This is a genomic window from Bradyrhizobium sp. 2TAF36 (genome assembly GCF_052114925.1).
GTDB classification, from domain to species: domain Bacteria; phylum Pseudomonadota; class Alphaproteobacteria; order Rhizobiales; family Xanthobacteraceae; genus Bradyrhizobium; species Bradyrhizobium barranii.
This window is the reverse complement of sequence record NZ_JBFRFR010000059.1, coordinates 12,702-29,809: the sequence shown is the minus strand read 5'-3', so window position 1 is coordinate 29,809 and position 17,108 is coordinate 12,702. Positions and strand designations below refer to the sequence as shown.

Here is a 17,108-nt window from a genome sequence, read left to right as displayed (position 1 = left end):
CCCGAATCTCGTTACCATGCCTGTGCGAGACGGCCAACGGACGGCTTCGCCGTCTCGACCGCCGCATCCTTCCAGCCCGGGCGACCCACGCGCTGCCCCTGACGGCGCAGCTTGCGCAGGTCGCTCAGTCCCTCGATGTTGACGGCGGGACCGGAGCCGATGGTCTCGACCGGACGCGGCGTCAGCAGCGCATCGAGCCGCGCCTGGCCGGAGAGACCGAGCAAATAGAACGTCCCGCCATCCTTCTTCGCGAGCCAGGTCTCGATGCTCTCCTTGCCCTCGCCGTCGACCGGGATGTTGCGCACCATGCTGGCGCCGGTGAAGTCGTAGCAGCAGGTGTGCGTCGGCCCGTAATTGGTGACGCTCGCCGAGACGTCGCCGGTGTAGAACACCACGTAGGCGTTGCTGACATTGGCGTTGCCGATCTGGCTCATCGTGAACACGCCGCCCGGCTGGTAGAGCTGGAGCGTCGGCCCGTTGGTCGGCACCAGCGTCCGGTTGTTCAGGAACACCTGCTGGGTGGCGGTGGTGAGCATGAGCTGGCCCGGGACATAGCCGTTCAGGATCGTGACCGCATGCGCGTCGGTCCAGAAGTTCGCGTCCACCACCCTGAACTGGTTGACGATGATGCTGTCCGGGTCGATCGAGATGTTGGCGGACTTCGCGACGCCGCCGTTATAGCCGGTGATGTTCATGATCAGCGGGATCGCCGGATTCGAACGGATCTGCTCGCCCCTGACGTTGATCGTGTCTGCCGCCAGGTCGAGCTCCCGGACGACGCTGACCCAGTTGATCGTCAGGTCACCCGACGACGTCATCTTGACGATGTCGCCACTGATCCGGTCGAACGAGACCGATCCGGCCACATCGAAACGCGTCTCGCCGTTGGCGGTGATCGATCCGCCGCGGAGCGAGCCCGTGTCGGACTTGACGTAGAGGTCGCCGGCATCGCCCGGGATACCGGTCGTGGTGAGCTGGCTGAAGACGATATCGTTGACGGCATGCAGGGTCTGCGTGCCGCCGCTGATGGCGGTGCCAACGGTGATCCCTCCGGCCGTCGCGGTGACGTCGAGCGTGCCGCCCGCGCTAAGATTATCCCAACGAACGACGGTGCCGCTCAGGACTGCGTTGCCGGTCGTGGCCGTGAGGTTATGACCGGTGTTGGTCCCCGCCGCGATCAGCCTCGCCGAGCCATTGGCGGAGACCGAGCCCAGCGTTGGCACGCCGCCCGACATCACCGTTTGCGCCAGGATGAAACCGTTATCCGCATTGACGTTGACGCTGCCGGCGTCGCCGTTGATGCCCGTCGCCGTCAGCGCGTTGAAGGTGACGTTGTCGTGGGCGTGAATGGTCTGCGTGCCGCCGCTCTGCGCCGTCTGGAACGTGATGCTGCCCTGGCTTGAAGTCACGCCCAGCGTCGTGCCGACATTGAGGACATTCCAGTTGACCGGACCGCTCGCGGTCAGCAGGCCCGAGCCGGTCGTGGCGGCGAGCGTGTTGCCGGTGATGGTCGTGGCCGCAAGCAGCGTCGCCGAGCCGTTGGCTGAGACCGAACCCTGGCTCGTCACGCCGCCAGCCGTCACCGTCTGCGCGAGGATGAAGCCGTTGTCGGCGGTGACGTTGATGCTGCCGGCATCGCCCGTGATGCCGGTCGTCGTCAGCGCATTGAACGTCACATTGTCATGGGCGCGGAGGGTCTGCGTGCCGCCGCTCTGCGCGGTCTTGAAGGTGATGCTGCCCTGGCTTGCCGTCGCGCCCAGCGTCGTGCCGACGTTGAGCGTGTTCCAGTCGATCGGGCCGGTCGCGGTCAGCACGGCCGAGCCGGTCGTGGTGGCGAGCGTGTTGCCGGTGATGGTCGTCGCCGCGAGCAGCGTCGCCGAGCCGTGGGCCGAGACCGACCCCAGCGTGGTCACGCCGCCCGACGTCACCGTCTGCGCCAGGATGAAGCCGTTGTCGGCGGTGACGTCAATGTTGCCGGCATCGCCGGCATTTCCGGTCGTCGTCAGCGACTTGAACGTCACGTTCTGGCTGGCGTGGACCGTCTGCGAGCCGCTGCTGTCGGCGGTCCCGATGACGATGCTGCCGTTGTTCGCGACGGCACTGAAGCTGCCGCTCGCGCCGGTCGCCGTGCCCGCCAGCACCTGGTCGAGCGTCAGCGCGCCGGTGCCGATGATGTCCACGTTGCCCTTCACCGCGGAGAGCAAGCTCGCCTCGGTGTCGGTCAGCGCCTTCAGGTAGATGCCCCCGGCGCTCGCGCTCGCCGACAATTGTACGGCGTTGAAGGCGAGCCGGCTCGTGGCACTTCCGATACCGTTCGATGCACTCAGCGACAGCTCGGCGCCCGCGCCGGACGCGACGAACCTGGTCTGGCCGTCGCCATTGTCGAGGATCGCGCCAAGCGAGGCGACGCCACCGGCGGTGACAATGATCGAGGGCGCGTTCGAGGCCGCCGCATAGGACAGCGATGAATTCAGCTGGCCGATCGTCGCATCGCCCGTGGTGGTCACCGAGATCAGGCCGCCCGCGTTGATGGCCGAATAGGCGCCCATCGTCAGCGTCGCGGCAACCAGGGTGACGCCGTCCGAACTGCTGGTCGCAACCACCGGCGCAGCGCTGGTGCCGGCAGCGAAATTCATGCCGCGGTTGGCAAGCAGCTGCATCAGGCCGCCGCTGGTGATGTCGGCATTGACGGTGAGTCCGCCGCGCGCAGCGTTCAGCGTCAGCGCACCGCCGGCCGTCAGCGTCCCATAGGTGCCGCTCGTGCCGACTATGAGATCGCCGGTGACGGCGAGGATGCTGAGGTCGCCGACCGCCGAGCCGGTCACCGCGCCGGAGATATTCACCTGCAGCGGCTGGAAGGTCGAGCCGTTGAAGCCGATGTTGCCGCCGGCGCGCAGATCGAGGTCGGCGCCGAGGATATGGATCGCCGAACGGTCGGTGAAGCCGGCTTCGGCATAGATGCTGCCGGTCGCAGCGAGCTGGATCGCATTGCCGGCGGCAATGTTGCCGAGAATGAGATCGCCGGTGGTCTGCTTCAGGTAGATGCCCTGCGCCGACGAAACCTGGTCGAGCTGGTCGTTGGACGGATCCGCGAACGCGATCTGGAGCGCGTTCGTATTGTTCGCGGGGTTGCTTCCGGCGGTTCCCGAGGGGGCACCGACATTGCCGTGCTCGGCGATCAGGGTCAGGTTGCCGATATCACCTGATATCACGGCCCCGCTTGCGTTGGCGGAGATGCTGTTGACGGCGTCGAGCTTGACGTCGCCGCGGCCGGTCACCTCGATGCCGTTGGCCTGCGCGGCCGCGATCGAGCCGTAGTTCGCAGTGACGCCGCCGAGCGCGAGGCTGTTCTTGCTGCCGAGATAGATATTCGACAGCGCCTTGGCCGAGATCGCGATCGGGTTGTCGACGACGACGAGGTTCTGCTGCGACAGGCTGACCGTATAGGTCGTGACATGGGTCGTCGGGTCCGTGACCGCGCCGACGGTGAGCTGGCCGGGACCGGCCGTGGCGAGCAATCCCCTCTGCTCCGGCGTCAGCGACGAGGAATCGACGCTGGTGAAGGTGAACGTCTGGGGCGCGGCCGAATTGCCGACCGAGCCGCGCGGCGCGTACAGCATGATCTGGTTGGCGTTGACATTGGCCACGACGTTCTCGTCGATCGGCGGCGGCGCCGCGCCGACGGCCGACGACGACACCGTGTAGGCGAGCTGGCTCTGCGTCCACTGCGAGCCCGCGGTGATGATGCTATAGACCCGCTCGGTCGACGCCAGCGTATAGCTGTAGCTCGCATTGTAGGTATTGAGCGCCGTTTGCAGCGCCGTGTTGCTGGGCATTCGCTGATTGGCGGTTGCCACGCCGTCGAACAGTTTCGTGAACAGCGTCGTCGAAAGCGAAGTGCCGAACACCGTCCCCAGCGGATCCGCCGGCGCGGTGCCGAGCAATGTCGTCAGCGAGCTCTTGAGCTGGTCGGTGGTGATCTTGCCGAGCAGAAACTGGTCCCGCAGGAACCGCGTCGTGGCCTCGACCTGCATCTGCGTGGTCGTGACATTGGCGGGATCGATGATGCCGAGCTTGGCAGCCACCTGCGCCCGCAGCACCGTCAGCCCCACCGAGGTCGGATTGTAGGTGCTGCCGTCCTGGAACGCGATGTTCTTGAGCTGGAAGTAGTCGTTGTAGGCCGACGTCACCATCGACTGGTAGCTGTTGACGGCATTGGTGGCGGCGTTGCCGCTCAGCAGGTCGAGGCTCGCCCAGACGTCCTGCAGATGCTGGCTCTGCGCCTGGGTCAGACCAACCGCCGCGCGTCCGTTCAGGATGTTGGCTTGGTTGCCGTCGGAGCCTGCCGCCTCGAGGAACACCGGACCGCCGGTCGACTGGACCGTGCCGAGGCGCAGATCGCCCTTGGACTGGATGATGTAGGTGCCGGTGGCCGAGGCGCTGTCGAGAACGCCGCCATCGACAGTGCTGTTGGCCTGGACCGTGCCGGTCGCCTGGATCACCAGCGGATTGATGTTGGTCAGGGTGGACGCGCCGTTGACGACGGCGCTCTTCGCGCCGATCGCGCCGGAGGTGGAGTTGATCTCGATGTTCTTGCCGATCACGACGGGATTGGCGATGTTGTAGGCGGACGCCGAGTTGATGTCGCCGGTCGCCGAGAGGAAGACGCTGCCTTGCGGCGTGGTGCCTGCCGAATTCACCTTCACTTGATTGATCGACAGCGCGCCGATCGCCGAGATCGCGATGTCGCGGTCGATCGAGCTCGCGGTCAGGCTGCCGCCATAGAGTTGCACCTGGACGGGCGCCTTGGTGGTGCCGAGCGTGCCGATACCGCCGTCACCCCGAAGCGTCACGCTCGTCCCCGAGATCACCGGGTTGTTGGCATTGGCGGCGACCGTGATGGACGAGTTGGCGCCGGTGGCGGCAAGCGTCGTCGTGCCCTGCTGGTTGTTGATCGACCCGTTGATGACGATGCCCGAGGTCGAATTGACCACGACGTCGCTGCTACTGCCGCCGATGAACTTGATGTTGATCGGGTTCGACGCCTTGACCGTGTTGGTCAGCGTGAGCGTCAGGTGATCATAGATCGCCTGGTACCAGTTGTACTGGGCGTCCGCGCCGCAGCACGCGTTGGAATGGGTGTTGAGTCCAACGGGGCTCCCATCCGGGTTCACGCCTCCCGCCCAGTGATAGCTGCCTGTGGCGGTGGTGACTTTCTGATAGTTGCTGCTCTGCGTGCCTGAAACCAGGTTGGTCGAGCGGGTCCAGTTCTCGCCGGTGACCTGATTGGGCGTGAAGCTCCAGCCGTAGTCGAACTGCGTGCTGGTGGGTAGACGATCCAGCGTCGCGGTGTCGACCCATTGATAGAGCATGTTCTCCTGCGTCCGGTACTGGACGCCCGCCGTACCGGTCCTGGCCGTAAGCATCGACGGGTCGATCGCGGCCGCAGTGACACTGTTGGTCTCGTACCGCGACACCTGCTGACTGCTTGCAGCCTTGGGATCGTAAACCCACCACGTCGTCTTCCCCTTGAGCTGGTCGACGATCTCGACCACGCTCTGGGCAGTGACGCTGGTATTGATGGTGTTGGTGACCAGCTGGAGCCCGCTGGTGTTGTTGACGGTGACCGTGCCGGCGCCGCCTTTGATCTCGATGTTACCCTGGGTCTGGGTGCTGTCGGTCGAGGTCGAGATGATCTTGCCGTTGAGGTAGACGTAGCCGCCGGCGCCCTGCGCCACGCCATTCAGGATGAGCTGGTCGGTGAGAGCGTTGTACCTGACCCCGATCTTGGCGTCGCCGCTGGCCGACGCCGTCACGGAGCCCGAGATGTCGTAATAGACGCCGTTCCGCGCATTGGCCTGGGCCGCGGCAAAATCCGCGCCGCCGTTGCGGTTCTTGAGGCCGTTGCTGCCGTAGATGGCATCGTACGCCGCGGCGCCGATGTCGACCGAGTAATTGCTGCTCGAGCCGGCCTGGATGGTGCCGTTGATGTTGATCACCGACGCCGAGATGATGACCGCCTGGCCGCTGATGGTCCGGGTGGCAGTCGCGGTGGCCGGCGCGTCCGCGGTCTTCGGCGTGATCGCATCCGGCTGGATGTTGATCACCTGGAAGAAGCCCGAGCTGTCGCAGGCTGACGCACAGTTGAACGGCGTCTTGTACGGACCGCTATCGGTGTAGACGTTGCGGCCGTCATAAGTCGTTTTCTTCCACTGCGCGAGCACGACATTGGACGAGTCTTGCGACTGCCCCTCGATGATCTTGAGGGTCGCGATGTCAGGCACGCTGCCGGCATCGGGAGTGCTGGTGTTCCCAGGCGTACCCCTGCCCACCGGCAGGAAGATCGATGAATAGAGCGAGGTGCCGTCGTAATACGTCATCAGCATGCGCGCGGTGAAGATCGTGCTGGCGTCGGCGTTGCCGACGGGTTGATACACGCCGTGGCTGCCGTCGGTGCAGCAGTAATAGAAATAGGGGTGATCGGTTCCCGAAGCGATATGCGGAGCGGTATAGTAGTCGCCGTAGGCGCCGAGATAGGTCGCCGCCGTCATCACCGCGGTCAGCGTGTCTTCCGGCCTGTTTTCAGTGGTGGCCCATTGCGAGGTGACCGCGCTGCCGCTGTCGTAGAAGCTCCCGATACCGCCGAGGAAGGTGAAGGTGCCTTTGGGCACCACGATCTGGACGGTCGCGGCACTGAGCGACTGCGATGCGACGACGCTGCCGAGATTGTTGATGATCTTGAGCAGGCCGTTCGCGTTGTTGACGGCGCCGTTGAAATAGATGTCGGGCGTGCGGGTCAGCACGTTGCCGTTCTGGTCGATGCCCTGGCCGCTATCGGGATCCAGGCGGTTGTAGGTGGCCGAGACGTCGATGACCGGCGTCGCGCTCGGCATCGCGGTGAAGGTCACATTGGAGTGCGAATCCGGGTCGACATGGTCGATCTGGCGGTAGGTGATGTTGCCTCCGGTCACATCGGTGACCGTGAGGTTGGCCAGGCTCATGAAGTCGAGACCCTTGTTCTCGATCTTGATCAACGGCGAGCTGCGCGCGATGACCGCCGGTGCCGCGGGATTCGATCCGCTGTTGCCGGTGAGCTTCTGGGCCAGGATTGAGACGTTGCCGGCGGACACCATGATGTCGCCGAACGCGAAGGCGTTGCCGGGCGCGTCGGAGGTAAACGGCGCCTGCTTGATCAACGTGTCGATCTGGCGCTGCTTGTCGCCGGTCGGATCGGTGCCGGACGGCAACATGCTGGCAGGCGACGTGGGCGTCGCCGCCGCGAGCTGGGAGCGGACCTGCGACTCGGTCAGTCCGGTCAGCGACGCCAGCTGGTTGACCACCAGCTGGTAGGGATTGAAGTTGCCGACGACGGCGTACTGGACCGTCTGGTGGTTCCAGCTCATCACCGGGCTCAAGTGATTGACGTCGGAGACGAGCTCAAGGACCGATGAAGAGCCGTTTGTCAGCAGGGAATAGGGACTGGTCGTGCTCAGTGTCGGCGCGGTCGCACCGAGTTCGATCGTGATCGTCAAATCGTTATTGACGCCCGCCACCACCTGGCCGTTGAGCGCGACATCGCCGGTTCCGCTGGTGTGGCTGTGGTTGTCGCTGTTCTTGGCGCTGAAGATGTCCAGATACGGATTGTAGTTGCTGCCGTTGCCGGCCGCCGTGACCTGCCCTTGCGTTGCGCCGAGATAGATGTCACGCGCGCCGAGGATGCTCGAGGTGGGGGCCAGCGTCAGGCTCGTGGTGTCGTCGGCATTGGCCGTGCCGCGATAAAGCGTGGAGATCGGAACGGCGGTGTTGTTGTAGACGACCGTCGTCGCCGTCGCCTGCACGCTGCTGAAGACGGTGCCGTCGCCAGCGAGGCCCGCGTAGATGGTGATGTCGCGCCAGGCCGCGATCTTCGCGTTGTCGCCGACATTGACGGACTGGTTGGCGTGGACCCAGCTGTTGGTGCTGGCACCGACGCCGGCGATCGCGCCGTAGAGGCTGGCATTGGCGTTGTTCGCCGCCGCCATCTTCGCGGCCGTGCCGATATAGATCTTGCCCACGCTGAACAGCTCGCGGGCATTGATGTTGACCGCGAGCGTGGCATTCGCCGTCATGTTGGATTCGGCGCCGCCGCCGGCGAAGAAGCTGGCCGTGGCGAGGCTCGCCGTATCGTTGGTGTTCAGCGTGTTGTAGGCCTCGATATTGATGAACGCCGCCGACGTCCGCGGATCGCCGTTGAGGCTCAGGACCGTGCCGGCCCCGATATTTGTGTTGACGTGCTGGGTGACGGTCGACGTGCTGAGTGCGGCTGCACCCGAGAACGAGCCGCCGGAGCCCGACCGCGCGCCGCCGCCCCCCTGGTTGACGATGTCGTTGGCGATGACGACCATGTTGCCGCCCGCCGAATTGATGATCAGGTGCGTTCCGATCTCGGCAGTGGTGGTGGAGTCGACGTCGTTCTGCGCCTTGCCGGCGGAGACACCGGCCGTCGAGGCCTGATAGGCGTCGCCGCTGGCGGCGTAATTCGTGGTGTGCTTGGCATTGATGCGGAGGCCGCCGAAATAGAGCGTGTCGTCCGTCGCGCCACCGTCGAACCGTGCGTTGGTCACGGCGGTCGAGCTGGTGGTGGCGACCGCTGCCGCGCCGGCATAGGTGCCGCCTGCGCCGACCGTCGCGTTGGACACGTTGGTATCCGTGCCGGTGGCCGTGATCCGGAGAATGCCCGTGCAATTGCCGTGATTGAGATTATCCATATCGGCGGGCGCACCCAGATAGGCATAGGTGTGCGCGTTCGACGACGTTTGCGCGACCGTCGCACCGAGCGCCAGGAAGCCGCTCGAAAGGCCCGTCCCCTCGGCGTATTGGGCGCTGTCGTTCTCGGCCGCGATGGTGACGTCGGCGTTGGGAAGCCGGATCCCCATCCCGCCATAGGCGCTCACCGTCGCGTTCTCGGACGCCACGGCAAGGCTGCCCTGTGCGCCGATCAGCGAGCCGCCGCCGCCAGCGAGCGCCTTGGCCCACGTCGTGGTGCCGACGGTCGGAACCAGCGCCATGGCGGTTACCGCGAGCGCACCGCCCGAGAAGCTGACGTTGTCGCCGACATCGGCCGTCACCGTGGCGCCGACCGTGGACTTGGCGATGGCGACGCCGACGGCACCGCCACCGACCGAGACGCCGATTGCCTCGCTCGACAGGTTGGGCGCGATCGACGCCGACACCAGCGTGCCGACGCCGGCCGCCGACGTCGTGATCGAGGCACTGCTGCCGATCTCCGCCAACACGGACGAGTTCTCGTGGGCCTCCGCATCCGCACCGACGCCCGCGACGATGCCGCCACCAAGTGCTGTGGACGTCGTGGTCAAGGTGCCGGCGCCGCTTGCTCCAACTGCCAGAGTCGTGACGTTGACGGTGGAGCCGTTCAGAACCCTCGCAGCGACCGAGCTCGTTCGGCTTGCCGTTGCGACCGAAGCGCCGACAGCCACGGCGCCGCCGGTGACGCCGCCGGTGAAGACCACCTGGGTCGTCGAATCCTGCGCCATGACCGCGGCGCCAGTGCCGGTGCCGCCCGTGCCGGTGATCTGGCCGCCAAGCATCGCCACCACGGAGTTGCTGACATTGCCGACCGCGACAGCCGCATCGGCGCCGAAGTAAAGCGCCGCACCGCCGGCGATCGCCTCGGTGTCGATGGTCTTGCCGGCATAAGGTCCGGTGGTCGCGTCCTTGACCACCGCCGCAACGGTGACAATCGGTGCCGAGACGGCCAAAGGCGTATCTGCGGCCACCAGCACGCCGGAGCCGTTGCGTCCGTAGTCACTCAGATTGGCGAGCACGGTGCTGTTGACGCTGGTGTAGCCAATGCCGGCCCCGATGCCGACATTTTTCGCAAAGCCTGCGCCGAGCAGATACATCTTGGCCGCATTGGCGCTGGTGGCAGTGACATTGACCTGCGTGCCCGTGACGTTGCCGCCAGCGATCTGCGCGACGACGGCGTCGTTGCCGCCGCTCAGCACGCTGCTGACGTCGTAGGTCGAGCTGACGTTGGCGCTGTTCGGATTGCCGGCCGTGCCGCTGGCGACCGCGTTGCTGCCTTGCGTATGGTTGGTGCCGTTGTTCACGGACGCGATGGTGCCGTTGTTGCCCTGATTGAGCTGGCCGGTCTGCTGGCCCTGGGTGTCGGCATCGGCGGTGTTGGTGCCGATGATGATGACGCCGACCGTCGCGCCGATACCGACGCTGCCGCCGATGCCCGCGGTGACCGCGTAGGACAGCACCTCCTTGGTGCTGAGCGCATTGACGTTGATCGCGCCAGCCGAGTTCAGATTGCTGTTGCGGCTTTCCGCAATGGTCTGGCTCTTGAAGCTGATGACGTTGGCGGCGGCGCCGATGCCGACCCCTGCCCCGCTGGCGCCAACCGCGAGCGCCCCCGCGATCTCCTTGATCGCCACGTCCTCGGTCGCGTTGATGGTGACCGCGCCAGCCGCACCACCCGTCACCGATTGCAACGTGGTGTCGTAGACACCGGCGATGGTGGTGTTGTTGGCGATCTCGATGTTCGCCATGCCGGCGATCGCCGCCGTGCCGGTCGAGAGCGCACCGCCGATCGCATAGGCCTCGAAGCGGTTCTTGGTGGTGGCCTCGACGTCGAGCGCGCCGCTCAGATTGAGCGCGGTCGTGTGTGCAGCGCCATTGCCCTGATAGTGGAATTCGTCGCCGACATAGGCCTCGGTCCGGTTCGAGGAGACCTGGACCAGGAACGCCGCGCCGATCGCGGCCTGGCTGCCATAGGCGCCGGAGCCGTTCGCGGAGAAGATGCCGGTGTTGTTGGTGGCGTTCACCGTCAGCGATGCGGCCGTCAGCGCGCCACCGTCGACATAGGCTTCAGTCGTCGCCTGGAAGACGTTCAACCCGACCGAGCCGGTGTTGAAGCCGATCGCGATCGAGGATGCATCCTGCTCGGCATTGGCCTTCACGGTGACGGCGCCGACCGTCGGGCTCGACGACTGCGCGCCGCCGACAGTCGAATTGGTGATGTAGGCAAACGTACCGCGCTGCATCGTGGTGCTGATGATGGTAGCGCCGCCGCCGCCGTTGCCGGTCGGAGCCACGATGCCGGCACCGAACGCGCCGGAATAGGAGAAGCTCGACGCGGCGACCTCGATCTGCGGCGCCAGCGTCGACGAGGTCAGGCGCGTGTCGATGGAAGCGCTGTCGATATAGGCCCGGGTCTGCCCGCTCATCACATTGGTGATCGGGTTGATCATGATGGCGATGCCGCTGCTCGCGGCAACCGACGCGACGTTGGTCACGACCGCCTGGTGCGAGCTCGCGACCACGGTAAGGCCGCGCACGGTGTCCTGGGTCTCGGTGAGGTCGGGCGTGGTGTCGGTCGGGGCATGCGCGGTGCCGAGATCGAAGGCATGGACGAGCGAGCCGCTGTTGACCGACAGCGTGTCGGTGGTGCTGGTCCCGAGCGCATCGACCTTGGTGTTGGCGCCGCTGATATAGGCCGCGGTGGTTCCCGTGATCTGGTTGGTGACCAGCGAGCCGGCACCGCCGGCAGCGCCCTTGCTGATCGACACGGCACCCGCAAACACGGCCGCCTTGTCGTTGTTGCCGGCGATCACGGCGACGTTGTTGGTCGCGGTGACGTCGGCGCCGTTGATCCCGTTGGTGCCGGCGGCGGTGATGCTGGCGGTGACGTTGGTCCCCATCAGATTGGTGGCGACCGAACCGGCCAGCCCGACCTGCGAGGACATCGCGATACCGACGGCGACGGTCGAGATGCTGGCGTTCGAGTTCGCACCGACCGCGACGCTGCCCGAGGCGGTCAGCTTGGACCCGGTCACGCCAGCGCTGACATTGTTGGCGATGCTGCTGTAGACGAGTGCCAGGCCCGCGGCGCTGCCTTGCGTCGAGGCTCCCGCGACGGCGGCGGTTCCGGTGATGCTGGAATTGTCGGTCGCGTTGACGGAAATGTTCTTGGCCGTGACGGACGATTGCGTCGCGCTGGACTGGCCGTTGCCGATGGCCGCCGTAACGGTATTGGAGATGCTGCTGATCGTGGTACCGCCGACGCCCGCAAACTGTCCGGTCGCCAGACCAAAGCCGATCGTGACCGCCTGGATCTTGGAGGAGTCGACCGCGCTCACACTGACATTGCCGTTGCTGCCGGCGGTCATCAGGACGTTGGCGATATAGGCCGAATGCGTGGTTGCGATGGTGTTGTAGACGATCGAGGCGCCGACATTGTTCTTGCCCGCCTGGATGAGACCCGCAACGGAGACGATGCTGGCTCCCGGACCGTTGCCCGTGCCGCCGTTGAGCGCAGCCGCGCTGAAGTCGATGCAGTTCTGCCCGCCCGTGCCACCGGCGACCGTGCAGGTATCCGACGCGAGAAGATTGTTGTTCGACTTCTTGACGAGGTTGCCGAGCGCAGTGTCGAGCGCCGACACCGCGCCGCTGTCCGCCAGCACCGTCACGCGGCCGACATTGATGCTCACCGTCGAGCCGCTGTTGATATAGGCTGTCGTGGTCGGCGTGATCTCGCTGACGACGATCGCGCCGGCAAGTCCGTTGGCGCTGGCCCCGCCCCCGCCTGAGGCCGCACCGGCCGCAATCACGCTGGCGCTGTCGGCCATCACCAACAGGGTGTCGTAATTCGAGATCGCCGTGCTGCGGATATGCGCGTCGGTCGCGTTTCCGCCCGTGGGATCGGCGATCGAGGCATAGGTCAGCCCGATGCCGACTCCGGCCTGGCCGCCCGATATATAGAGAGAGCCGCCGCCGATCGCGATGTTCGTGGTCTGGTAGGCATCGACCTCGAGCGCCCGGTTGACGCCGGACGCCTGCCCCGTGATCGTCGAGCTCTCGATATAGGCGTTGGCGCTGTCAGTGATGATGCCGACGGAGGCCGACAGCGACGCTGAATTGGATTTCGATCCCGCCACGCCGATGGCAACGACGGTCTCCGAGCCGCCATTGAGCGCCTGCACCGTCACCGAACTCTGGTTGTTCATGGTGGTGCCGTAGATATAGGCGAGCGTCGCATTGTTCGACATCGCCGCCGCGATCGCGCCGCCGATCGCAGCCCCCGTGGCAGACCCTCCGGCCAGATTGAGCGCCGCGGAGCCGGAACCATTGTTGAGCATAGTGTCGTTCAGCGCCTGAACGATCGTGTTGGTCAGCACGGCGCCGGTCGTGGTGTACTTGTTGACCGTCGTGTTCCTGATATAGGCGCTGGTGCCGAGCGAGACGTCGCTCACCGACGAGCTGCCGGCGAGATCGAGGCTGAAGCCGCTTGTGCTCGATCCCGAGGTCGAACCAATCTTGCCCGCCGCCGTCGTCACGCCGGCGGTGCCTCCGGTCGAGGCGGCGCCGGCAGCGCCTGCCTTGTCGGAGAAACTCGACGACGCCGGGTCGGAGACGGCTGCCGCGACGGCGGCCGCCGTGATGCGTCCCGAAGTGGTCGCGCTGAGTGTCAGATTGTCGACATTGACCGCCCCGCTTCCGCCGCTGGTGCCGGCGAACGGATCGTTGGCGCTGAACACGCCGGGCCGGATGTCGGAATGGTTGTCGCCGATATAGGCGGAGGTGTCGGTATTTGCGCCGAGATAGGCGACCGACAAGCCGACCGCCGAACCGCCGCTCCCGTTATAGCTCATCGCGCCGGACAGCGTCACGACCGACAGATCCTGCTGCGCCAGAATGCCGACGGTCGGGGCATAGACGGTGGCCTGGCTCGAGATCGACGCGTGCGTCGTGTTGTTCAGGAAACCGAGCGAAGTGATGCCGTTCAGCGCCAGCGTGCCGGCAGCCTTGCCGGACGACGGTGCGACAGCGACGAACCGGTCGGAAGTGATCGCGTTGACGGCGATGTCGTCCGCAGCACGCAGCGTCGCACGGTCCGAAACGCCGGCGATGGTATTGGTGTTGAACTGGACGAGATTGAGCGCGCCGCCGACGGAGGAGCCGCCCGAGGTGTTGCCGAACAGGAAGCCGAGCGTGCCGACATTGCCGGCGGCGTCGATCGACGCCGTGGTCGTGGTGGCCGCGATCTGGAGGCTGGCGTTGTAGGTATGGACGTCGCCATTGTCCATCCCGACCGACCAGCCGGTGCCACTGCCGCAGGCCGCGGTCGCGCAGGTTGCCGTCAGGCTCGCGCTGCCGGCCACCCACGCCGTCGTGTTGTTGTTCACGACGAAATGGTTCAGCGAACCGGCGATGCCGATCGTGTCGCCAGCGTCCGCGGTGGCATTGGCGTAGCTGGTCAGGATGTTGCCGCCGACGCCGAGATTGCCGTTGAGGTGGCTCAGCACCGCGCCCAAACCATCCCACTTCAGCCAGGTGTTGGTGATCGGCAATTCGGTGGTGGCATCGACGGCGATATTCGCCGCGTTGACCAGGGTTCCGCCGCCGATATAGGCGTTCGAATTGTGGGTGAAATTGCCCCAGGCGACGGCCGCGCTGATCGCGGTGCTCTCGCCGGACACCGGGTCCTTCGTGATCGCGCTGGACGTCGCATTGCTGCGAACGCCGCGATCGATGACGTTGCTGGCGACGGCGACGTTGCCGCTGGCATAGATGCTCGGCGCGCCGCCGCTCGGATTCTGCGCGATCGCAGCGGTTGCGCTCTGCGTGCTGTTGGCCAGCGAGAGCGCGCCTGCGACTTTGAAATCGAAGCTCAACGGCATCAGCGAGCCCATATGGTCCCTGATGATCGACGTCGGCGCGGTGACGGCACGCAGTCCTCTTTCGATTGCCGCGATCAGTGCCGGGAGGCCGGCGATGGACGAAGCCATCGTGGAATTGAGCGTGGTATCGGACGTCGCTTCGACCAGAACGGACCCGTTCATCCGGTTGGCGGTATCGGTTCCGAGCGATGCGCCGAGCGTCGCGGTCGCGGACGTCGTGATGTCGCTGATGGCGAACGCGCCGCCGACAGCACCGCTCGCCCCCGTTCCGGGCGCCGCAACCGACGTTGCGCTGGTCGAGAACGAGTTGTTGTTGATCGCGCGCACCTTCAGGGTGCTGCCGCTCGTGTTCACCGTGCCGGCAGCAATATGCGCGCCGGTCGCGACGTTGGCGGTCGTCGTCACCGATCCCGTGGAATAGGCCACCGTCGGGACAATCTGCGCGCTCGTCGACGCCGCGAGGGCCGAGATGGCGATGGTCGCATCGTTGAGCGCCTTGATCTCGAGGTTGCCGCCGGCGTTGACCGTCGCGCCCGAGGCCACGTTGGTCGTGGCAGTGCCGTCGATCTTGCCGACGACCACGCCGGCCGCGACCGGCGTGAGGCTGCCGAGCAAGGTGGAGGCGACCGCCGGATCCGACGCGGTCTCCGTGGCATGCGCGGAAATGGTGACGTCGCCACGGCCGTTGATGTCGGCATGGCTGTTGATGTTGATGGTCGCAGTCGCGCTTGCCGCGACATAGCCGCCATTGAGCCCGAGCAGCGAGGCGGCAAGCGTCGAGCCGACAAGCGCGAAATCACCGGCCACCGAACCGTTCAGGAAGCTCGACACGGCCGTCGAGGTTGCGGTGATCGAGACGATGCCGCCGGTAATCTTGCCGTCGACCGTGATCGCCGTCGCGGCGGTGGCCTGGCCGGACAGCTTGATGTCGCTCGCCGTTGCCCTCAGCGTCACGTTGCCGTCGGCGTAGGTGGTCCCGCCGAAGTTGACCGACTGGGCCAGGATCTGCGCGCCATTCATGATCTCGATGTTCGGCGCGTCTATGATGACGTTGTTGGCGTTGCCGGTCGAATGGCCGGAGCCATCGAGACGGCGGGCATCGATCATCGCATGCGCGGCGAGCGTGATGGAATGATCGGCCTGGATGAGGTAGTCGGCACCGGCGCTGAGCCCGGCGAGCGCATTCACGATGGAGCTGTTCGACAGCGTCACGCCGGTGTCGCCCTGAGCGGCATCACCCACGACCACGTCGGTCGGGTCGATCAGCAGCGTGCCGGCCTTGCCGTTGTCCGCACTGAGATCGACCTTGATGCCTTTCCCAATGTCGATGATCCCGTTCGCGCTGAAGTCGACGAGACCGGCATTGCCCGTCTTCGCACTGGCATCGAACCTGGCGCCGCCCGCGACGGTCAGGTTCTGCGCCGCCTTCAGGCGGATCTCTCCGGCATTGCCGTTTGCGCTTGCGATGTTGAGATTGGCCTTCTTGCCGACATCGATGTTGTTGCCGGCCTGAACCGTGATGTTGCTCGGCGTCGCGCTCTTGCTCTGCGCAGTGAGGCGTCCGTTGATCCTGGCGTTGTTGACGGCGCCGATATGGATCGAGCCGTTGCTCACGGTGATCGCGCTGGCGCTGCGCAGGCCCTTGGAGTTGACGGAGGCTGCGAACTTCGCGGCGTGGTCGAGATTGGCGATGTCGCGCTGGCTGGCGCCGCCGACAAAGACGTTCTGCCCGGTCAGGCGCACACCGTCGATCGCGTTGATGCGGCCATAGATACGGATGTTGCCGTCGGGCGAGACAGGGAACGAGCCCGCCATCAGATTGCCGACCGCCGACTGGTTGATCTGCCCGCCTGCGCCGATCAGGCTGTCGGTGAACTCGCGTGTCGGCGTCGAGACGTTGAGGCTGCCGACATTCACCGTGCCGCTGCGGCCGACCACGAACCCCTTGGGGTCGGCGAAATAGACGTTACCGCCGATCGCGCCGTTCATGTAGGAGTTCAGCGTGCCGTTGACGTAGACCGGGGCGTCGCGAACGATGTTGACGAGGTTCTGCGTGCCGGTCGGCAGCTGCAGATTGACGGTGTTGCCCTGCCCGACGCTGAACTGCGAGAACGAGTTGAAGGCGTTGTTGCCCGAAATCGTCGACGTCGTGACGTTGGTCACGCTGCCTGATGTCTGAAGGCTCGTCCCGGTGCGGCCGTCCGGGGTGATCACGTTCGCCGTCTGCGCCTGCAGGCGGACGCTGAACACCGGCAGGAAGACCATCTGCATCGCGCAGAGCAGCGACATCGAGCGGAAGCGTGCCAGCCTCCGCAGCGTCGTCAGCTCGTCATTGTGTCGCGTCGCAGATGGTCCGCGCATTTCATATCCTCTTCATCGGCATTCGCGCCGATCCACAACCGGGTGGGAGAATGTCGTGAGGTC

General features: G+C 65.7%; 1 protein-coding gene. It reads right to left on the bottom strand.

Annotated elements, in window-relative coordinates; genetic code table 11:
- Window positions 1-11: 11 nt before the first annotated feature.
- Window positions 12-17,045, bottom strand: coding sequence for a leukotoxin LktA family filamentous adhesin (locus AB4Z51_RS30050; RefSeq protein ID WP_441498601.1), 17,034 nt, complete (start codon window positions 17,043-17,045; stop codon window positions 12-14).
- Window positions 17,046-17,108 lie beyond the last annotated feature (63 nt).

What these genes read in the sequence shown, in the direction of transcription:
- AB4Z51_RS30050 (WP_441498601.1), bottom strand. Translation starts at nt 17,045, where the DNA reads ATGCGCGGACCATCTGCGACGCGACACAATGACGAGCTGACGACGCTG.